Origin of the sequence: Photobacterium minamisatsumaniensis (assembly GCF_050336695.1) — a bacterium.
In the GTDB taxonomy this organism is placed as follows: domain Bacteria; phylum Pseudomonadota; class Gammaproteobacteria; order Enterobacterales; family Vibrionaceae; genus Photobacterium; species Photobacterium minamisatsumaniensis.
On record NZ_JAKJSI010000069.1, the window covers coordinates 1 to 20420 of the forward strand.

Consider the following 20420-nt stretch of genomic DNA (forward strand, 5'->3'; position numbering starts at 1 on the left):
GTAAAAGGCTGACGGTTTACCATGCTGATTAATGTATTCACGTGTCGCGGCCATGTAATCGAAGGCTGATTCCGTTTCACTAAAACGCAGGTTCATCAAACGGCCAGTGGCATCATCAATGTAAACGAGCAAACAACACTTATCGCTGCGACCTTCAAACCAATCATGATGGGAGCCGTCGATTTGGATTAATTCACCCAGACAATCCCGGCGGTGACGAGGCTGGTAAATCCGAGGTTTGCGTTTCACGTAAGGTACCCACAAACCATCTGCAATCATCCATTGCCGGAGGGTTTCAACGGCAACGTGGATACCATGAAGCTCCGTCAGTTTTTCGTGAGCGAGTGTCGGGCCAAAGTCAGCATACTGCTGATGGAGCAATGCCAGTGTTTGTAATTTTAGTTTGTCATCATGACGGTGGTTGCCAGGCTGACCGCGCTTACGTGAAATTAAACCCGCAGAGCCCAATTCAGTGAAACGTCGGGCCAATCGATAAACTTGGCGTGTGCTCAGTTTTAGCAAACGGGCCGCTTCAACACCAGTGATCCGTTTATCACAGATATCTTGGACGAGCTTGATTCTCATTAATTCATTGTCAGTCATGGTCAATAACATCCACAGGCTCCAAACACGGCAAAACAAAGGTGCTTAGAGGCTAGTTCAACATGACATTTCAATCTGGCTCAAACATGACACTTCTAATTAGTTCCTACACCCTCAGTACGCATTATGTATATTATGTTAAATAGTGTTTGGATGAGTCTATATTTCATATCTATTTGATACCCCATCACTTTCCATTGTATTGTTAGGTTCGTTAATGACTAAAGCTATTTAACAGTATTGGCTATTTACCATAAAATAGGTAATTAGCACTTCTTTGAAGTATTGCTGCAAATGGTCAGTTTGCCTGATACTTCAAACATAGTGCTAATTACAGGCTTGGTAAACCAAGCCTAAAAAAACGCAGAGCTATATTATAGCTCTGCGTTTTTCTCATAATGAAACAGCCACTCTTTCACTTGCTATCAAAGCTTGGTACTTGGTTAACACAGTATCAAGCTCAGCGGCTCTTATTGGTTTTGCAACAAAGTCATTCATGCCGGCTTTGAAATACTCAATTTGATCGGGCTGCATAACGTTCGCGGTTAAAGCAATAATTGGAATTGTATTTCCTTCGGCTCTTAAGATCTTCGTTGCCTTTAAGCCATCCATTACTGGCATCGAGATATCCATCAATATAATGTCATATTGAACATCATCTGCTTTTATCATCTCAATGGCTTCTTTACCATTGTTTGCAATGGATACTTGGTGGCCTCGCTTTTCCAACATCAGTCTGGCGACAAGTTGATTTGTTGAACTATCTTCTGCAACTAATATTTGTAATGGCAAAATATTTTCATAATGTGCGATTTGCACTTCAGGTTGTTTCGTTGTTTCTGTTGGTTCAATGATGGGAATATCAACGCAAAAACAACTGCCAATACCCAGCTCACTACTGAGGTGTATTTTACCATTCATTTTAGAAATTAAATGCTGGCTAATGGCGAGTCCCAATCCCGTACCGCCATATTTTCTCGTAATGCTACCATCGGCTTGAATGAATGGATTAAACAGTAGTTGCTGTGCTTCTTTAGAAATGCCAATGCCAGTATCAATAACCGAAAGTTTTAATATGTCGCCATTACGGCGAACATTAACAGAAACATGGCCTTTCTTAGTGAATTTAATTGCGTTACCAACAAGGTTAAACAACACTTGAGAAATACGGTTTTTATCACCAATGATTAACCGAGGTACATCAGCGTCAATGGTTGTTTGTAACGTAATGCCTTTTTTAAGTGCTTGTTCTTGAAGCTGTGTAATGACGAGATCAATGCTGTCTGTTAATCGCATCTCAGCATTAAACAACTCAAAGTTACCAGATTCTATACGCGACAAATCAAGGATATCATTAATAATAGTCAGCAATAATTGAGCTGATTGATCCATCTGATTTACCCAAGACATCTGCTCCAATGAAAGACCCGAAGTCGCTAAAGTATCCATTAAGCCAAGTACAGCATTTAATGGTGTGCGAATTTCATGGCTCATCATAGCTAAAAATTCTGACTTTGCTTTATTCGCGGATTCTGCTTGTTTACGTGCTTCTTGCAATTCAAACAATCGCTTTTTGCGGTTAGATATATCTTTTGCAGTACCGCGATAACCCAGTAAATGCCCGTGTTTATTAAAATACGGTGTACCACTAAAGCTAATCCACAACCCGCCTTCACTTTCAGGAAGTTGCCACTCTAGGTCTTCAAAATGACGATTTTCTGCAAAAATAGCTCTTAATTTGGTTTGAAGTTCTTCTTTTTCAATAAAAACATCAAAGATATTATCGGTATCGACAATATGGTTGGCAAGATTAGGCGATGAAATATAAGTGAAACGATAATCGGTATCAACTTCCCAAAACCAATCTCCCACTGTTTTAGCAAAATCTTTAAAGCGCAGTTGGCTGTGGGTCAATTCTTGAGTTCGAGCGGTAACCAATGACTGTAAACGTTCGCGGTAATCAATATCGATAATTGCCCGTTCAAGTAACGGTCTAAAACGCTCTAACACACGGCGGCATTTAGGAGTGAACTGCCCTTTATCGGAATTGAAAAACAATAATAACGCATCGCCTGAACTAACTTTCACTCCTGTTAACAACACGGACTTACAGTAGTGCATCATTTCTTCTGGTAAATTTTGAAACTCGTAAACCTGGCGAGGATCAAACAAGGCAATGCTTTCACCATTCATTGAGCGAATAAAGGTATTACCAATAGACCAAACGCTCGATTCAAAATATCGACAGGTGGTGACCAACTCTTGTAATGGCGAAGTTTCGTCTTCCCTTGTTAAGACCAGTGCATGTTCAAAGCCGATATACTTCCTTAATACAGAGAGTAAGCTATTGAATACTTGGCGCTTATTATTCGCTCCAGCCATAGCAGACATGCCCGCAAGAATAGCGGTATTTTCATCTCTTAGCTGCTTCTCTCGTTCTTGGCTTCGTAAGAGCTCAAGTAACGTTTCTTGTAGCTTTTCAGACTCATATCTGGGCATGGTTTAATCTCTATGGAAAAGAACGGCGGAAATCATAAGGTTGCCATGGGCATTTTCACCGCCAATAAACTGCCCTTGCTCACCAAATGTAAATGGACAAACAAAAGGAGCATGGTGCATGGCTTTATTCACATATTGAGCGACTTCTTCCATGCGCTCTTGAACTCGTAACATACAACCAGCGCAATAAATGGTGATGCCTCCGATGGGATCAAGCTCTCTGCTATTACTACCAATATCGAAAGCAGAGTCAATTACCCTGCCCGCTCTTGATATCAACCGCTCTTCTGTACCAGCCATAAAGAATAAGGTCTCTCCTTCTTCAATGGTTGAAAACAGTTCTATGCCGCCCTTTTTCGTCACCTTAAGTGGGTGCGAAAGCTTAAAGTAAGGAAGTTCATGAACGGTACCAGCTATACGGCCGAGTGGATTCAAATTGCTTTTTGAGACAATACTATTTTGATCGGTCAGCTTTTGCCCTATCCAAGCTTGATACACATCAATTGCAGGTTTTCCATCGAGTTCAACCAGTTCACGGCCAATCACTTTTGTGGCGACAGCACTCAGCCCCGTACTGGCATAGCCAGAGTGGAATGAATAGCTGATATTACAAGATGGATAGAAAACACTGATACCAACACCATTCACACAACGTTGTTCATGCGTGAATATTTTCCAATTGCCCTGAACTAAATCATCAGCAGCACTGCCGCCAATTATAGGCACTGAAATACCGAGTTCATCTTCAATGCCTTGAATTATTTCTTCTTCATTTCCAGGGCTAGCATGAAGTAATATTAATGACGGTAATTCTCCAGAGCGGCCACTACTAGAAATCGCCTTCAATAATGCTTGCTGTGCCATGGCATAGTAAGACTGATGAGTCGACACAATCGCACTGCCATAGGCACCGTTGTAATCACTAATTGCCCATAAAGCAACGCCGCTACCTCGGTTGTAGCCTTCATCCGTCATCACGCCTTGGCATGAGGAGCAACCTAATACTTGCGCGCTGGGGAATGCTTCAACAAGGGCTTGTTGGAATATGCTCTCATCATGATGTTCTGAGAAGTACGCCAGTACAAGCTTGGGGTTTGATACTTTCAGTGATAACTGCTTAATAGCAGCTTCTATAGCTTCTTTTTCTATCGGGGCTGCCGAAAAACTTGTTGCGATTTCCATCGTGAGTATATTTATAATTATCTGTTGGGCAATAATAGACATTATTCACACTCTAATCAGCAACATATACATTTTTTTTGTAAATAGAATTAAAATTGTTATTTTAGTGGTCGTTAATTCACCATATACATTTCTGGTAGGGCAATACGGAATCATGGCCAACAAAGTAGTACTCGTCACTGGCGGCGCAAAAGGGATAGGAAAAGGAATTGCAAACCATCTTGCTTCAGAGGCGGTCGTGATTGCCGTCGATATTGATAGAGATGCAGGTTTTGATCTTGTAGCAGAAAACCCATTAATCAGATTTAAACATGCCGATGTTACTAAAGAACAAGAAGTAATAGCACTTATAAGTGAGATAGACGATCAATTTGGCCGATTAGATGCGATTATTAACAATGCTGCTATTGCTAACCCTTACAATCCTCCTCTTGAGGAGTTAGATCTTCATCAGTGGCATCAAGTTTTATCTGTCAATTTAACCGCGCCAATTATTGTGTCGAAGTATAGTCTTCCACTACTTAAAAAATCACGAGGCTCTATCATTAATATCAGCTCTACCCGTGCGTTGCAGTCTGAACCCAACACCGAAGCGTATAGTGCTTCAAAAGGTGGGCTGGCTGCCCTTACTCATTCCTTAGCCGCTAGCCTTGCTCCCAATGTGAATGTTAATTGTATTTCTCCGGGGTGGATTGATACAACAAACTTGCCACTTCGAGATATTGATCACCAACAACACTTTAGTGGCCGTGTTGGAAAGGTTGATGATATTGCTTCCATGGTCAGCTATTTGATATCAGATTCTGCCCGCTTTATTTCAGGGCAAAATTTTGTCATTGATGGCGGTATGTCGAAAAAAATGATTTATCAAAACTAAGAAAAAAGTGGGGTTGAATTATCAACCCCATCTAAATCACAAAGTTTGAAACTAACTGGCTGCTTTAATTCATTTTTTGACGACAAAGCTCGCAATAATACTTGTATCACCTTGCTTAATAGTAATATTCCAATTCATTTCGTCATGAATACAATCCGGAACAGTAAATTCCCCCGCCCAACCTGATGCTGTTTTATTAAACAATACAGGTATTAATCCCATGTACATATCAACACCTTCAACAGTCGCCGAAGGTTTAACATCTGTGTTATTAATTTGTAGTATTAATTCACTTTCCGCTTTGGCTGGATACGGGGTTAATGCGATATCCATTACCTTTTTACCCTCAGAATCTAAGCAACCATCTGCAGATAAAGTGCAGGTAATTGCAGTCGTTGTTTCTGATATTGAATTGTCATAGGTAACTGTTCTCCATACAAAAGCGGTGATTAATACCGCCATAAGGAAGAGAATCTGGATTAATCTGCCCTTCGTAAGCTTTTCTGCTGCCATGATTTACCGTGCCTCTCGTGTTACAGAGGTCAAAGTTTTCACATAAATGTTGCTTAACCGTAAACATCGTGTGGTCTTGACTCTGTCAATCACATGTTAACTAAAGTAATATGTCCGCTGAAAATGCCACTTTTACAACAAAATAGCAATTTAATTGCTGAGCTGGTTAAAAAACCAACAGAGTGATTTTTGAAGCTTTGGGTGGCATTGCGACAACTTGTTGTTCGCACAAGGAAAGAGTGTAGTTGAACAATTAAAATTGGAAGCATGCAACATGAGCCAAGTAAAGCAGCTTGAACAAAACTACAACTATACGGTCGTCCGTCAATTCACCCTAGCTACCATACTATGGGGAATTGTTGGAATGAGCGTTGGTGTATTAATTGCCGCTCAGCTGGTGTGGCCAGCGCTAAACTTTGATACCCCTTGGTTGACTTACAGCCGTCTGCGTCCACTGCATACTAATGCAGTTATTTTCGCATTTGGTACTAGTGCACTATTTGCTACGTCTTATTACGTAGTACAGCGTACTTGTCAAACAAGGCTTTTCGGTGGGAAGTTAGCTGCGTTCACCTTTTGGGGTTGGCAAGCCATAATTCTATCCGCGGCAATTACATTGCCAATGGGTTGGACTACCGGTAAAGAGTATGCAGAACTGGAGTGGCCGATTGGTATAGCCATTGCTGTTGTCTGGATAGCCTATGCCATTGTCTTCTTCGGTACGATGATCAAAAGAAACACATCACATATTTATGTGGCGAACTGGTTCTTTGGTGCCTTCATACTAACAGTAGCAGTCCTTCATATCGTCAATAACCTTGCGATTCCTGTTTCGATGAGTAAATCATATTCAATTTACTCTGGTGCAGTCGATGCAATGGTTCAGTGGTGGTATGGACACAATGCAGTAGGTTTCCTTCTTACTGCTGGCTTCCTTGGGATGATGTACTACTTTGTACCTAAGCAAGCAGGTCGACCTGTTTATTCTTACCGTTTATCAATTGTTCACTTCTGGGCATTGATTTCGTTATATATTTGGGCTGGCCCACACCACCTACACTATACCGCACTACCAGATTGGACTCAGTCTTTAGGTATGGTGATGTCACTGGTTCTATTCGCACCATCCTGGGGTGGTATGATTAACGGAATCATGACGCTTTCGGGTGCGTGGCACAAACTTCGATATGACCCAATCCTTCGTTTCTTAGTGGTTTCATTGTCTTTCTACGGTATGTCTACGTTTGAAGGCCCAATGATGGCAATTAAGACCGTTAACGCCCTATCCCATTATACTGACTGGACTATCGGTCACGTACACTCTGGTGCATTAGGTTGGGTTGCGATGGTTTCTATCGGTGCAATTTATCACCTAATTCCTAAACTATTCGGCCAAGAACGTATGTATTCAATTCGATTGATCAACGTTCACTTCTGGTTAGCAACAATCGGTACTGTACTGTACATCGTTGCAATGTGGATTTCAGGTGTAATGCAAGGTTTGATGTGGCGTGCGGTAAATACCGACGGTACGTTGACTTACAGTTTTGTTGAGTCACTACAAGCATCTTACCCATTCTACTTTGTTCGCTTTATTGGCGGCTTAATCTTCCTGTCTGGTATGTTCTTACTTGCGTACAACACGTATAAGACCATCTCAGCACCGAAAGAAAGCCTAAAAGCCACAGAGCAACCAGCATAGGAGTTCCGACAATGGCAAAGAATCGTCATGAAATTGTAGAAAAAAATGTCGGCCTTCTAGCGATCCTAATCATTATTGCGATTAGCTTCGGTGCGTTGGTTGAAATTACCCCGTTATTATATCAAGACCAAACAACCGAGCCTGTAGACAACCTGCGTCCGTATACAGCTTTGGAAATGGAAGGTCGCGATATTTACATCCGTGAAGGCTGTAACGTCTGTCATAGCCAGATGATCCGTCCTTTCCGCTCTGAAACCGAGCGTTACGGTCACTATTCATTGGCGGGTGAAAGTGTTTGGGAGCACCCATTCCTATGGGGTTCTAAACGTACAGGTCCGGATCTAGCGCGTGTTGGTGGTCGTTATTCTGATGACTGGCACCGAGTTCACCTTCGAGACCCACGCGCAGTAGTTCCTGAATCAAATATGCCGGGCTTCCCTTGGCTAGAAGAGAACGTACTTGATGGTAAGTTAACTTCTAAAAAACTCGCAATTTTCAAAAATAACTTTGGTGTGCCATACACTGATGAACAAGTAGAAAATGCAGGTGCGGAAGTAAAAGGTAAGACTGAAATGGATGCAGTTATTGCTTACCTTCAGTCTCTTGGTCATGCGATGAGATAAGGAGGTACCATGGATATTGGAACCATTCATAGTATTTGGACTGTTGTGCTGTTCACTAGTTTTATCGGTATTGTCGTGTGGGCATACAGTAAGCGTCAGAAGTCGCGTTTCGATGAAGCAGCTAATCTGGTTTTTGCTGATGAAGATAAAGATGTGGCAACCCGCGATAACGACAGGAGCAAGGAAGCATGACTACGTTTTGGAGTCTATGGATAACAATCATCACCATTGGTACCTTGGTCGGTATTGCTGCTCTACTTGTTTGGTGTAGTAAAGACAAAATGGGTGTCGAAGAAGGTGAAGACATGGGTCACGAATACGACGGTATTCGTGAATACAATAATCCACTACCTAAGTGGTGGTCTTACATGTTTTGGGCCACTCTAGTTTTCGGAGTGGTTTACCTGATTCTTTACCCAGGTTTAGGTAACTTTCAGGGAGTATTAGGTTGGCAGAGTTCTGATCAAACCGTACGTTCAATGGATGAATCTAAAGCATCAATTGCTGCAGCCCATCAAGAAAAGCGTCTTGATCAATATGCTCGAGAGCTAGATGATGCTAATTCAAGGTTTGGTGAAACATTCAAACGCCTTGCTTATGACGAATCAGGTTCAAACCTTCGCCCTATCACTGAAATTGCTGGTAATTCTGAAGCCATTAAAGTTGGTCAACGTTTGTTCATTCAAAACTGTGCTCAATGTCATGGTTCAGATGCGCGAGGCCAGCTTGGCTACCCTAACTTAACGGATGATGCTTGGTTGTACGGCGGTGAAGCTGAAACAATCAAAACGACCATTATGCAAGGTCGCCAAGGTGTAATGCCAGGCTGGGTTGATTCACTAGGTGAAGATGGTGTAACGGACGTTGCAAGTTACGTTCTTAGCCTTTCAGGCCGAAAGGTTAACGTTAAAGAAGCGGCTTCGGGTAAACAAAAATTTGTCGTTTGTGCCGCTTGTCATGGTACAGATGGTAAAGGTAACCCTGCTTTCGGGGCGCCAGACCTAACCGATAATACATGGTTATACGGTGGTTCACGACGTGATGTTGAAGCGACGATTACACATGGTCGTCAAGGCGTAATGCCAGCATGGAAAGACATTCTTGGAGAAGAAAAAATCCAAGTGATATCAGCCTATGTTTGGAACCTGAGCAACAACACTGATAATTAACAAAGTGAATTATATTAAGTTACATTTAACACTGTAAATTAGTATTAAATACTGAGACTTAACACCTAGCCCCTGTTATCTTCAGGGGCTAACTTTTCCAAAGTTCAAAGGTAATCAATATGGGTAAACCATGGTATAAGCAGTTTTGGCCTTGGTTCGTTTTTGCCATCCCTGCAACATCGATTGTCTATAGTTTGACAATTGTTTATATCTTCTCTCAAAACCAAGTTGACCTCGTTGCTGAAGATTATTACAAGAAAGGTAAAGCAATAAACCTTGATTTATCACGCCTTCGAGTCGCAGATGCACTTGACCTAAAAGCACAGATTTCTGTCGATAGCGATAATATTGAGGTTAATTTCAATAAAGGTGATCTGGAAAGTAATCCAAACTTGCGTGTCACATTCACTCACCGTACTCTACCTGATCAAGACTTTACGCAAATGGTCAGTGGCGATCTTTCTGGTAATTATCGCTTTAATTCGGCAGTGGCACTTACAGGGCCTTGGTTTGTTGAACTTGAACCATTTGATGGCGACTGGATGTTACAAGGGCGAGTAAACCTACCAACATCCGACCCGATTTCGTTATACGGGCAGATTAAGGAATGACAAAAGACTGTTATCACTGCGGCGACCCTGTTCCACAGGGTTGTCAGCACCATGTAGAAATACTGGGTAAAATTCGCGACATGTGTTGCCCAGGCTGTGAAGCCGTTGCAGAGACTATTGTTGAAAGCGGCTTAACGTCTTATTATGAATACCGAACTGCGCCAGCTGAAAAAGCGGAGTTAGTTCCACAGCAGTTACAATCCCTACTCCTTTATGATCATGAAGAGATTCAACAAGAATTTGTTCGTGAAACTGAAAATAGTAAAGAGGCATCTCTGTCACTTGATGGTGTTTCTTGTGCTGCCTGTGCCTGGCTGATTGAAAAGCAACTTCTACGTGAAGACGGTGTGATTTCTATTCGAGTGAATACGACAACCCACCGTGCTCTCCTTTCATGGGATCCAGAAAAAGCCAAACTCAGTCATCTCTTAGGCATTATTCATAAATTAGGCTACAAAGCAGCACCATTTGAAGCTGATGCCCAAGAACAGCAATACCACCGCACAATGAAAAACTACTTATATCGCCTCGGTATTGCGGGTATCGCAACGATGCAGGTTATGATGTTAGCGGTGGCACTCTACTTCGAAATATTCGGCGACCTCGACGCAGAATTCAAAAATTACTTACGCTGGGTAAGCCTCATTTTTGCTACTCCTGTTCTTCTTTACTCAGCATTGCCATTTTACCTAAATGCATGGCGTAACTTACGAGCGAGAACGCTCGGTATGGATGTTCCCGTATCAATTGCCCTGCTCTTTGCTTACGTAGCGAGTTTATACGCCACAGTAATGGAAAAAGGTGAAGTGTTCTTCGAGTCAATCTCGATGTTTACCTTCTTCTTATTACTTGGCCGGTTTCTTGAAATGCGAGCAAGACGCCATGCTGCTGCTGCAAGTGCAAATCTACTCAAACTTGTGCCGACAATGGCAACGTTAGAAGATGGATCTCAAGTCGCGGCTAAAACGTTGAAGGTCGGTGATATTGTGACGGTGCTACCCGGTGAAAGTTTACCGGCCGACGGTACTATTCTTCAGGGGCAAACAGCCATTGATGAATCAATGTTGACTGGTGAACCTATGCCGGTTGCTCGTCTTGTCGGTGATGATGTATTTGCTGGAACAATTAACGGTGATGGTAATATCACGCTGCAAGTAACAAAAGACCGCCAAAACTCATTAATTTCAAATATCGTCCGCTTGCAAGACGAGGCACAAGTATCTAAACCCAAAGTTGCCGAAGTCGCGGATATAGTAGCTCGCTATTTTGTGGCAGCAATATTAGTTATTTCAGCTTGTACTTGGTTCTATTGGTATCAACATAGGCCAGAAGACGCTTTATGGATCACCCTTGCAGTATTAGTTGCAACCTGTCCATGTGCATTATCGCTGGCAACGCCAACGGCTTTAACTTGTTCGACGTCCAGCCTAGGCCGCCTTGGCATATTATTACGACGTGGGCATGTATTAGAAACACTCTGTAACGTAAACCAATTAGTCATTGATAAGACAGGAACATTAACGGAAGGCAATGTTCGCCTAGTTGATACTAAAGTATACGGTGATATCAATGAGCTTAATGCTCTACATTATGCTGCTGAACTTGAACGTTTTGCCAACCACCCTATAGCCCGTGCATTTTCGTCTTATCGATGTGATGACCGCTTATTTGATGATGTTGAAAATGTCATTGGTAGTGGCTTGATAGGCACACTTGGCAATAATGAATGGCGTATTGGTAAAGCAAGCTTTGTTCTTGAAGCAAGCAGTGACGCAACATCTATTATTGCCAATTGTGATCCGCAATATCAGGTGTGGTTAAGTTGTAACGGCGAGTTAGTTGCGAGCTTTAAGCTTGATGACCCTATCCGAGAAGACAGTAAAGAGCTAATTCAACAGTTCCAAACGGCTGGGATTAAGGTCACCATGCTAACAGGTGACAACTCCGTTAGCGCTAAACTCGTTGCCGATAAATTAGGTATTGATAGTTTAAAAGCGGGTGTATCACCAGAAGGTAAACTTGATTACCTACGTAGCCTTGATAAAAGCCGTGTCGCTTTAATGATTGGTGACGGTGTTAATGACGCCCCTGTTCTTGCTGGAGCACACCTTTCTGTTGCTATGGGTAGCGGAACAGATATAGCCAAGTCATCAGCCGATATGGTATTACTGAGTGACCAATTGTCACGCATTCTCCGTGCAAGAAAGCTGGCATTGAAAACGCGAAAAATCATTCGTGAAAATCTGGCTTGGTCACTGGGCTATAATTTAATCATATTGCCACTGGCTGTCGCTGGCTTGGTTGCGCCTTATATCGCGGTTGTTGGAATGTCTGGTAGTTCTATCATTGTTGTATCAAATTCTTTAAGGTTATTAAAAGAAAATGGCTAGTCTTTACTTATTAATACCGATTGCGATCATTTTTGTCTGCATAGCTGTTGCCGTTTTTCTTTGGGCTGTTCGTACCGAACAGTTCGAAGACCTTGAACGTCAGGGGTATGACATCTTATTTGATGAGAATGATCCCCAACAAACAGGTAAAGTAAAAGCCACGGATAAAGAGAATAAGCTGTGAACGCAGAACTGTACGCGGCTTTTTTTATTGGCTTGATGGGTGCTGGCCATTGCTTAGGGATGTGTGGTGGCGTTGCGGCGGCGATAACGCTGGGGATGCCTGGGAATCAACAAACGAAGCGTTGGCCTTACCTTGCATTTTATAACACCGGACGACTTCTATCTTACATGGTTGCAGGAGCGATTATCGGCGGTGCATTTGCGGGGTTAGCTCACTTTAGTGGCTATACTTCTGCATTGACCTACCTACGATTATTTGCCGCTATCATGATGATTATACTTGCACTTTACTTAGGTCAGTGGTGGTTTGGCATAACGAAAATAGAGCGAATTGGACAAGCTGTATGGAAACATATTTCTCCAAAAGCTAAATCGCTACTACCCTTAAAGTCTCCCTTTACGGCATTACCATTTGGTATGCTTTGGGGATGGTTACCATGTGGTTTAGTATACTCAACACTAAGTTGGGCTGCGGTTTCAGGGAGCGCATTATCAGGTGCAGGAATCATGCTTGCCTTCGGATTAGGTACATTACCTGCGATGATTGCCGTTGGCTCTATGGCACAGCAACTCCAGACGTTACTTAAGAACCTTTATTTTAAACGGGCGAGTGCCTTGCTGTTATTGGCTTACGGGGTTCATACTGGTTATATCGCAATCAAACAAATAACCTAGGATTATTAATACTCGTCATAATGCTTCATATTATGTTAAAATATTGACCTACATCAAATTGGTTAGACAGGCTTATGATTTCAGACAAACTTACAACCAAACGTGTCCAATCAGGCGGATGTGCAATCCACTGTCAGGATTGCAGTATTAGTCAGTTGTGTATTCCATTTACGTTGAATGAGTCTGAGTTAGATCAGCTAGATCAAATTATCGAACGTAAAAAACCTATCCAGAAAGGACAAGAGCTGTTTAAGGCAGGTGATGAACTTAAATCACTGTATGCAATCCGTTCGGGTACGATCAAAAGCTACACTATCACAGAGCAAGGCGATGAGCAGATTACGGCTTTCCACTTAGCAGGTGACTTAGTCGGTTTTGATGCTATCAATGAAATGATGCACCCTAGTTTTGCACAGTCTCTTGAAACATCTATGGTTTGTGAAATTCCGTTTGAGATTCTTGATGATCTGTCAGGGAAAATGCCAAAACTTCGTCAGCAAATTATGCGCTTGATGAGTAATGAAATTAAAGGTGATCAGGAAATGATCTTACTGCTTTCTAAAAAGAACGCAGAAGAACGCTTAGCTGCCTTCCTTTATAACCTATCACTTCGCTTCTCACAAAGAGGCTTCTCACCGCGTGAATTCCGTTTAACGATGACTCGCGGAGATATTGGTAACTACCTAGGTTTGACCGTTGAAACTATCAGCCGTCTTCTTGGTCGCTTCCAAAAGTCTGAAATGCTAAGTGTGAAAGGCAAATACATTACCATTTTAGATCATGAAGAGTTGGCTAAGCTTGCAGGTGTAAACAAAAACACCATTGCTTAGGTAAACCGTTGAAAAAAAGTGATACGAGCTATGCGCCGTATCACTTTTTTTATATTTAATTATTGGAACATCTCCCCTAAACCTCTCCTATACGTTACAGTTATTACTGTCTAACGAATTATGCTTATTTGTTTATAGGCAATTCGTTAACTTGGATGAAGCCTTTTTAGTATGGAAAGGAAAATGACTCTCTTAGTGAGGGTTATATTCCATGATGGACTATAGGCTGGTCTTGATGCCAACACAGTTGTGTAAGGGGGCAGTTATGAACAAGTACAATAATATCCTCGTTGTTGTCGATCCAACTCAAGATCATCAACCTGCATTATCTCGCGCTATTCATCTTGCGAAGCGCAACCCAGAGACCCAAATCACGCTCTTTTTAGCCATTTATGACTTCTCGTATGAAATGACCTCTATGCTTTCGGCTGATGAACGCCAAGCTATGCGACGAGGTGTGATCTTGCAACGAGAAGAATGGCTAAAAGATATTACCCGTCCCTATATGGATGAAGGGTTTGATATTCAATTAACCGTCGTATGGCATAACAGGCCTTATGAAGCGATTATTGCAGAAGTTTTCAGTCAGCATCACAACTTATTGATAAAGGCGACTCATGACCATGATAAAATTGGGTCTGTCATCTTTACGCCAACAGATTGGCACCTATTGAGAAAGTGTCCATGCCCTGTTCTCATGGTAAAAGAACATAGTTGGCCAGAGAATGGAAAAGTTCTTGCTAGCGTTAATCTTGCCGCTGACAACGAAACACATGATCTGCTCAATGATACTATCGTAAATGAAGCAAGCGCTTTTGCTGGCCTGCTCAATGCGGAAGTGAATTTAGTCAACGCCTACCCTGCTACACCCGTCAATATTACGATTGAGTTACCTGAATTCGATCCAGCTTCATATACTGATGCAGTACGAGGCCACCACCTCACATCAATGAAGTCCTTACGGCAGAAACATGGTCTCGCACAAGAGCAAACCCATGTTGTTGAAGGACTACCAGAGGATGTTATCCCTCAAGTTGCTGAAGATTTAGATGCTGAACTCGTTATTCTTGGTACAACAGGCCGAACAGGTTTGTCTGCTGTTTTCATTGGGAATACTGCTGAACATACCATTGATAGCTTAAACTGTGACCTACTCGCCTTAAAACCAGCAGGTTACGTGAGTCCACTCAGTCCAAATATTGAATAAGATTTAGAACCTTGAATAAACAAAAAAGCCTCTTTACGAGGCTTTTTCGTTATATAGAAATAGAACCACAGTTACTTTAGTTGCACAGGCTTAGCCTGCTTGCTTTCGGGTAATTCTTCAGAATCAGCTAACTTTTTTAAAATTGATGTAATGAATAGCTCTTCACGAATTTTTTTGCAGTAGCTTTGACTAACGCCACGTCGGCTCCATTCGCTAGCAATCGCGACTTTAGTATGCGTTGCACTTCTACCGTAGGCGTATGTTTCACAGAGTTCAAGGTTGGTCATCTGCTGCGGTGTTTTTGTCACCGTGCTACTACGCATCCCCATTGATTGAGACTGTTGAGCTGAACATCCAGCCAGTGAAAAGGCAACAATGAGCGTTATGAAAGGTTTTACAACTGTCTTTCTGTTCAACATAATTTTCAGCATATCAATCATTTTAACTAAGAAGCGATTATCTATTATATCCCGCCGCTAGCGATTGCCAAAACATTGTTTTCTTTCAATATATAAACAGGAGTAACTAATATGGTATTGCCATTTTAGTTACTCCTGCTTGAAATTCTAAGTGCTAATTAGTTAGCAGTATTATAATGGTACTCAAATACAGACTGACTGTTGTCATTTACATGCGGGTTACCGACATGGCCAGCAGGCATAGATTTGTCACCAGATGTCTGCAGTTGCGCTTCAAGTACATTCATTGACGGTGTTGAAGCTTCTTGAACAAGCTGTGTTGCCTGTGCTGAGCGTTCACCTGCGGTTGCCAAGTGGTTATCCATCACATCATTAGCCATTACTTGTGATGAAAGAAGAAGAGTACCAATTAGAGCGAAAGCTGATTTTTTCATAATATACCTCATTATTATTTAGGCCCATCTTCCTTGATGTTCGATGTTCCTATCGATGAGTTTTGAACCTCATCACTTTATGTCTATATAATAGGTATTCGAATGTCTTAAACCCATGGCACAAATGGATTGCGTTAATATCAAAAATGCATCTCTGAATGAATGCTTAATACAGCTTTGCTATTGCTTTCAGCTTTTTCATTTCATTTTCTAGCCATTGGTATTTCTCCGTATTCCAATGGCGTTGGTTGTATGCCATCACAATATCCATCTCATTTCTTATAACAGCTTGATCTGATTCATCCATTTCAATGAACTGAAATTTATCTTGATCCACTATTTTATAAAGATCTATAGGTGCAATAAAAAGCATATCTTCTTCTCTTATCGCATTTAAAATGGGGTTTACGTGTTGACTTCGAAATGCAGGTTTTGTTTTTAATTTAGCGAACTTTTGCACCCTGGCCATCTGTTCATTGAAGCCAGGAACAACCAGCCCTGTCCACCGATAGTTATTTAGCTCTTTAATTGACATGTTTTTTTTATCTGTCAAAAAGTCTCTACGAGACAGGAAACCAAGCCGACTTTTAGCTATGTTACGTTGGTAGACTTCTTTAGGCGTATTAAGTGGTTGATAAGTAATTGCTAAATCACAATAGCCATCTATTATCTCACTAATAGTGTTGGTACTAAAACTGTAAAGCTCTAACTCAACATTGGGGCACTCTCGTTTAAATAAACGATAAATTTCCGTTCCATAACTTTCGATTAAATAACCATTAAGCGCAATCCTAAACCGCCCTGCCATGTCTTGTGGTAGGAAAGCCTGCTTATCTAAGGTGCTCTGCAAGTCGGTAAATATGTACGGAAGTACCCTTGCAAGCTCTTCCGCTCTAGGCGTAAGCGTTAGTCCGTGATTGCTACGAACGAATAATTGGTCGTCCAATGCAACACGGAGTTTACCTAATGCACGACTTACCGCAGGTTGGCTAGTATCAAGTTTATCTGCAGCACGGTGAGTATTCGGCTCTTCAAGCAGAACGATAAGCACTTTGAGTAAATTTAAATCTAGTTTTAAAACATCCATCACTGGCCTTTATAATAACGTGTATGTTTCTTTGCTATATCTCGAGACCAGCTTAAGTCTCTGTATCAGCAAGCAATAGTCTTAATTAATAGCTTAAAGATAAATTCCATTTAAGTATATCTATAACTTTAATCAGGAATCATTAGTGCATTTGAGCATAATTCAAGGACTATTTAGTCCTCGGCTGAATCTAAACCCAAGCTGACTGCAGGCAATATATGGCTAGCCATGCATTCCAAAAGTGGTAAATATTCATTATAGTACGGTGTTTTTTATATTTTGATGTAAGGGTATATGCAATAAAGGGAGCCATGCTATATCGCCCGATCAAACATCAAGTTAAGTTTTTATCACGCAATGCGGATGTATTAGTGTGAATTTTAGGTGTGTAATGAAGAAAGTAATTCTTTTAGGCTTAGCTATTTTTGCTTTAAGCGGCTGCGACAGTGATGATATCGACCCTGTGCTCAATGAGCAGTACTGCGCTTCTGTTAAGCTCTCTGATAATCAATACAAAATTGACAAAATAAAATCAGATTATTACAGAGAATATTTGCCTCTGGGTGAAGAATATTGCGAAAACTATAATAAGTATGTCTTTAATAAGACAATAACAAATAATAGTGAGAGCACTCTTAGTTACGATGCACCATTTCTAGTATCTGATTTTGATGGTGTCTTTTATACTATTGGCTTATCTTCAGAAAGCGGAACAGAGAAAGACATTAGTGCATTAATCGTCTCTTCTGACCTAGACCTAGATAACCTAGATGGGAGAGTTAAACTATTAATAAACAATCCTATTCCGTTCTTCGGTAACTATTTTTATTACGATAAAAGTCTTGCTCAAATAATTGAATTAGCTCAAGATATTGATTGGGAAAACATTGATTTTAATGAAGTTAATTGGATTAAAATCTTGTTAGATATTCTTCCAGATCAAACTTTTAAAACAATTGATGAGGCCGTTGCTTTTGATGAGCATTTTTCAACATCATTAAACGCCCATGAATTATCAGTACTCTATTCTGAAATTGCTTTTTAAAGCTTTCATTTGAGTTTCAAAAAAGGCGACCAAATTGGTTAACGCCATTCGCTTAAGAGCGAGTGGCGTCTCTATTTCGGCTTCTCGCTGGGTACTTAGTTGCTTTTTTCAGTACCGCTCTAGGGTACGGCTTTCTCTTTCGTTTCTTTGGAAGAATTAGCCGTTTCCCATTCTCTCGCATCATTTTCAATGCTTTAGGGATCGCACCTGGGCTACGACCATCAGACCAGATAAACTCATCCTGTATCAGGTATAAGGCATTGATAAAGCTAATTCTCAGAGGCTCTACATTGTGCTCCTTAGCTATTTCAGCCATTTCTAAGCGCACGATATTGTATGAGATTAAGATCCCCCAAAGCTCTTGATATATGCCGTCACTTTTAAGGCTGCGAAGAAGGGGTTTGTTTGCTAATTGATATTGCTTTAACTCTCCATAACCACGTTCGATTTCCCATCGTTGCCAATAAACTTCAACCAACTCTTTTAGCTCGTATTTTTTAGGGCACAGACAAGAAGTGATAAAGCCTTTAATTTCTCCTTTCGGGGAGGGAATAAGTACCAGTCGAGCCTTCCATGTATCCCCTAAGTAAGGCGCTTGTCTTTGCGCCTGAGGTGAAATAGGCATTTCTATGATGTGGTCGTAATCACTATAGGATTCAACAACTTTGTACCTAAACTTGGATTTAATGGGAGTTAACCAATGCGTCTGTTGTCCACTGCTTTGCCAACTCATGAATAGCTCCGCAGACATAAATCCACGATCAAAAAGGGTCAACGAATTTGCCGGTGCAGACCCAACGAGTTGCTGGGCATACGAGATTTCACTGTTAGTGACAGGCCCAAAGGCTGCATCTGACAACAGGTGAGTTTTGGTCGACATAAGTGTCACGGCAAGAACTGAGGGGAATGACGCTGTTTTTTGTGCGTACCCAAAAGATTGATTAGTTGGTGTGTCGTGCGTTTTAAAGTAAGTGCCATCAACGCTGAGTACATTCAGCCCGCAAACTTGGTCAAAGTCAGATTGTTTTTCCCATTGTTCTGCGGTGAGTTTAAAGAGGTACTGCATAGGTTTAGGGCCAAGTTTCTCTTTTCCTTTGATAATACTACTGGTTGCTAAAGGTGGTAATTCTCCCTTGGAATCGGGAAAAGCGAGTTCAAGTTTGTCACAGACACTTTGAATGGAGCGATTCCGCAGTAACCCGATCCCCAAAACTAGCCATACAGCCTGTTCGGCAGGAAAACGTCTTTTGCGAACAGAGGCTCTGCCTGTTTGCTTAACAGCTTCTTGGACCCATTCCAATGGAATGTGCTTTGAAAATGCATCGATATGATGGTCTTGGCAAAACTCAGCAGTAACTTGTAGCTCTCTAGAAAACTCAGACATAAAAAAATCGGCCTCAACAATGTTGAGACCGATTATGAAGCCTTCTAAGGATCGTTCAATTACTTAAAACGATCGGCATTGAGTCGTTAGACTCGGGTTTAGTATAGTGGCGGAGTGGACGGGACTCGAACCCGCGACCCCCGGCGTGACAGGCCGGTATTCTAACCAACTGAACTACCACTCCGCAGTGTCTATTCAGCATAAAGCTATTACTTACAATAAAACGGTTCACCGCTTTATTTTTGTCTTTATCTTTTTCTAAAAAAGATGAAAACGAATAGGGAACTTGGTGATGACCTACTCTCACATGGGGAAACCCCACACTACCATCGGCGCAACTATATTTCACTTCTGAGTTCGGCATGGGATCAGGTGGTTCTATAGTGCTATGGTCACCAAGTAAATTCTTTTACACAGTTCAGGTTATTTCTAACATAAACTTAAAATTGGGAGCCTGGCGATGTCCTACTCTCACATGGGGAAACCCCACACTACCATCGGCGCTATTACGTTTCACTACTGAGTTCGGCATGGGATCAGGTGGGTCCATAATGCTATGGTCGCCAAGCAAATTCTTTTGAAAACATCCCGCTGGCTATAAAGCCCGCTAGCTGTGTTAAGTTGCTCTCGAACTTTATCCCGGCGCTACCTCTGGTAGGCGGAATATCTTCATAATCTGGGAAAATCTGACTAGTTTCTCAAACACCATTCAAGTGTTCGTGGAGTCCGTAAAAAACCCCTTGGGTGTTGTATGGTTAAGCCTCACGGGCAATTAGTATCAGTTAGCTCAATGCCTCGCAGCACTTACACACCTGACCTATCTACGTCGTAGTCTCCAACAACCCTTTAGGATACTTAAAGTATCAGGGATGACTCATCTCAGGGCTCGCTTCGCGCTTAGATGCTTTCAGCGCTTATCGATTCCGAACTTAGCTACCGGGCAATGCCACTGGCGTGACAACCCGAACACCAGAGGTTCGTCCACTC

20 protein-coding genes, 1 tRNA gene and 3 rRNA genes are annotated in these 20420 nt (G+C 41.7%); 12 read left to right on the forward strand and 12 right to left on the reverse strand.

The window, feature by feature from the left end; all coding sequences use genetic code 11:
- The 3 genes from L4D78_RS26955 to L4D78_RS26965 form a co-directional block, all read right to left on the reverse strand.
- Positions 1-603, reverse strand: a 603-nt coding sequence (locus tag L4D78_RS26955; RefSeq protein WP_428469788.1) for an ISNCY family transposase, incomplete at its 3' end; no start/stop codon positions are given.
- A 393-nt stretch (positions 604-996) separates the two neighbouring features.
- Positions 997-3102 (reverse strand): ATP-binding protein, encoded by a 2106-nt coding sequence (locus L4D78_RS26960; RefSeq protein ID WP_428469789.1) that lies wholly within the window; start codon positions 3100-3102, stop codon positions 997-999.
- Positions 3103-3105: 3 nt separating this feature from the next.
- The gene (locus tag L4D78_RS26965; protein WP_428469807.1) at positions 3106-4284 is read right to left on the reverse strand and encodes an FIST signal transduction protein; all 1179 of its coding nucleotides are present in this window, start codon (positions 4282-4284) and stop codon (positions 3106-3108) included.
- Between the two features lie 154 nt (positions 4285-4438).
- Between L4D78_RS26965 and L4D78_RS26970 the strand changes: the two genes are divergently transcribed.
- Complete coding sequence (locus tag L4D78_RS26970; protein WP_428469790.1) at positions 4439-5161, forward strand: SDR family oxidoreductase; 723 nt, start codon at positions 4439-4441, stop codon at positions 5159-5161.
- A 69-nt stretch (positions 5162-5230) separates the two neighbouring features.
- Here L4D78_RS26970 and L4D78_RS26975 read toward each other — a convergent pair whose 3' ends face one another.
- Entirely contained in the window at positions 5231-5674 is a 444-nt protein-coding gene (locus L4D78_RS26975) for a hypothetical protein (protein WP_428469791.1), read from the reverse strand.
- Between the two features lie 274 nt (positions 5675-5948).
- Here L4D78_RS26975 and ccoN point away from each other — a divergent pair, with 274 nt between their 5' ends.
- From ccoN to uspE, 10 genes are all read left to right on the forward strand, one after another.
- The gene (ccoN, locus tag L4D78_RS26980) at positions 5949-7376 is read left to right on the forward strand and encodes a cytochrome-c oxidase, cbb3-type subunit I (protein ID WP_428469792.1); all 1428 of its coding nucleotides are present in this window, start codon (positions 5949-5951) and stop codon (positions 7374-7376) included.
- An 11-nt stretch (positions 7377-7387) separates the two neighbouring features.
- On the forward strand, positions 7388-7999 hold the full coding sequence (gene ccoO / locus L4D78_RS26985) for a cytochrome-c oxidase, cbb3-type subunit II (protein ID WP_428469793.1): 612 nt from the start codon (positions 7388-7390) through the stop codon (positions 7997-7999).
- 9 nt (positions 8000-8008) lie between these two features.
- Positions 8009-8191 (forward strand): cbb3-type cytochrome oxidase subunit 3, encoded by a 183-nt coding sequence (locus L4D78_RS26990; protein ID WP_428469794.1) that lies wholly within the window; start codon positions 8009-8011, stop codon positions 8189-8191.
- Positions 8188-9168: a cytochrome-c oxidase, cbb3-type subunit III gene (gene ccoP, locus L4D78_RS26995; protein ID WP_428469795.1), complete on the forward strand. Its 981-nt coding sequence runs from the start codon at positions 8188-8190 to the stop codon at positions 9166-9168. The genes L4D78_RS26990 and ccoP overlap by 4 nt, the downstream gene beginning before the upstream one ends.
- Before the next feature lie 119 nt (positions 9169-9287).
- The gene (locus tag L4D78_RS27000; RefSeq protein WP_428469796.1) at positions 9288-9779 is read left to right on the forward strand and encodes a FixH family protein; all 492 of its coding nucleotides are present in this window, start codon (positions 9288-9290) and stop codon (positions 9777-9779) included.
- Positions 9776-12169 carry a heavy metal translocating P-type ATPase gene (locus L4D78_RS27005; RefSeq protein WP_428469797.1) on the forward strand — a complete coding sequence of 798 codons (2394 nt, stop codon included), beginning with the start codon at positions 9776-9778 and terminating at the stop codon, positions 12167-12169. Before L4D78_RS27000 ends, L4D78_RS27005 begins: the two co-directional genes overlap by 4 nt.
- Complete coding sequence (gene ccoS / locus L4D78_RS27010; protein WP_428469798.1) at positions 12162-12353, forward strand: cbb3-type cytochrome oxidase assembly protein CcoS; 192 nt, start codon at positions 12162-12164, stop codon at positions 12351-12353. The genes L4D78_RS27005 and ccoS overlap by 8 nt, the downstream gene beginning before the upstream one ends.
- Positions 12350-13027, forward strand: a complete 678-nt coding sequence (locus L4D78_RS27015) for a sulfite exporter TauE/SafE family protein (RefSeq protein WP_428469799.1) — start codon at positions 12350-12352, stop codon at positions 13025-13027. The genes ccoS and L4D78_RS27015 overlap by 4 nt, the downstream gene beginning before the upstream one ends.
- Positions 13028-13101: 74 nt before the next feature.
- Entirely contained in the window at positions 13102-13857 is a 756-nt protein-coding gene (fnr, locus tag L4D78_RS27020; protein WP_428469800.1) for a fumarate/nitrate reduction transcriptional regulator Fnr, read from the forward strand.
- A 265-nt stretch (positions 13858-14122) separates the two neighbouring features.
- Positions 14123-15064 carry a universal stress protein UspE gene (gene uspE, locus L4D78_RS27025; RefSeq protein ID WP_428469801.1) on the forward strand — a complete coding sequence of 314 codons (942 nt, stop codon included), beginning with the start codon at positions 14123-14125 and terminating at the stop codon, positions 15062-15064.
- A gap of 71 nt (positions 15065-15135) precedes the next feature.
- On the opposite strand, the gene L4D78_RS27030 is transcribed toward uspE, so the two are convergent.
- The 3 genes from L4D78_RS27030 to L4D78_RS27040 form a co-directional block, all read right to left on the reverse strand.
- The gene (locus L4D78_RS27030) at positions 15136-15483 is read right to left on the reverse strand and encodes a hypothetical protein (RefSeq protein ID WP_428469802.1); all 348 of its coding nucleotides are present in this window, start codon (positions 15481-15483) and stop codon (positions 15136-15138) included.
- A 158-nt stretch (positions 15484-15641) separates the two neighbouring features.
- Entirely contained in the window at positions 15642-15917 is a 276-nt protein-coding gene (locus tag L4D78_RS27035) for a hypothetical protein (protein ID WP_428469803.1), read from the reverse strand.
- A gap of 166 nt (positions 15918-16083) precedes the next feature.
- The gene (locus tag L4D78_RS27040) at positions 16084-17004 is read right to left on the reverse strand and encodes a LysR family transcriptional regulator (protein ID WP_428469804.1); all 921 of its coding nucleotides are present in this window, start codon (positions 17002-17004) and stop codon (positions 16084-16086) included.
- A 391-nt stretch (positions 17005-17395) separates the two neighbouring features.
- Between L4D78_RS27040 and L4D78_RS27045 the strand changes: the two genes are divergently transcribed.
- Positions 17396-18049, forward strand: a complete 654-nt coding sequence (locus L4D78_RS27045; RefSeq protein WP_428469805.1) for a hypothetical protein — start codon at positions 17396-17398, stop codon at positions 18047-18049.
- Positions 18050-18101: 52 nt separating this feature from the next.
- On the opposite strand, the gene L4D78_RS27050 is transcribed toward L4D78_RS27045, so the two are convergent.
- The 5 genes from L4D78_RS27050 to L4D78_RS27070 all read right to left on the reverse strand — a co-directional run.
- Positions 18102-19433: an IS4 family transposase gene (locus L4D78_RS27050; protein ID WP_428469806.1), complete on the reverse strand. Its 1332-nt coding sequence runs from the start codon at positions 19431-19433 to the stop codon at positions 18102-18104.
- Positions 19434-19540: 107 nt separating this feature from the next.
- A tRNA-Asp gene (locus L4D78_RS27055) sits at positions 19541-19617 on the reverse strand.
- A 100-nt stretch (positions 19618-19717) separates the two neighbouring features.
- A 5S ribosomal RNA gene (gene rrf / locus L4D78_RS27060) occupies positions 19718-19833 on the reverse strand.
- A 52-nt stretch (positions 19834-19885) separates the two neighbouring features.
- Positions 19886-20001, reverse strand: a 5S ribosomal RNA gene (gene rrf / locus L4D78_RS27065).
- Between the two features lie 183 nt (positions 20002-20184).
- Positions 20185-20420, reverse strand: a 23S ribosomal RNA gene (locus L4D78_RS27070); the annotation flags it as partial.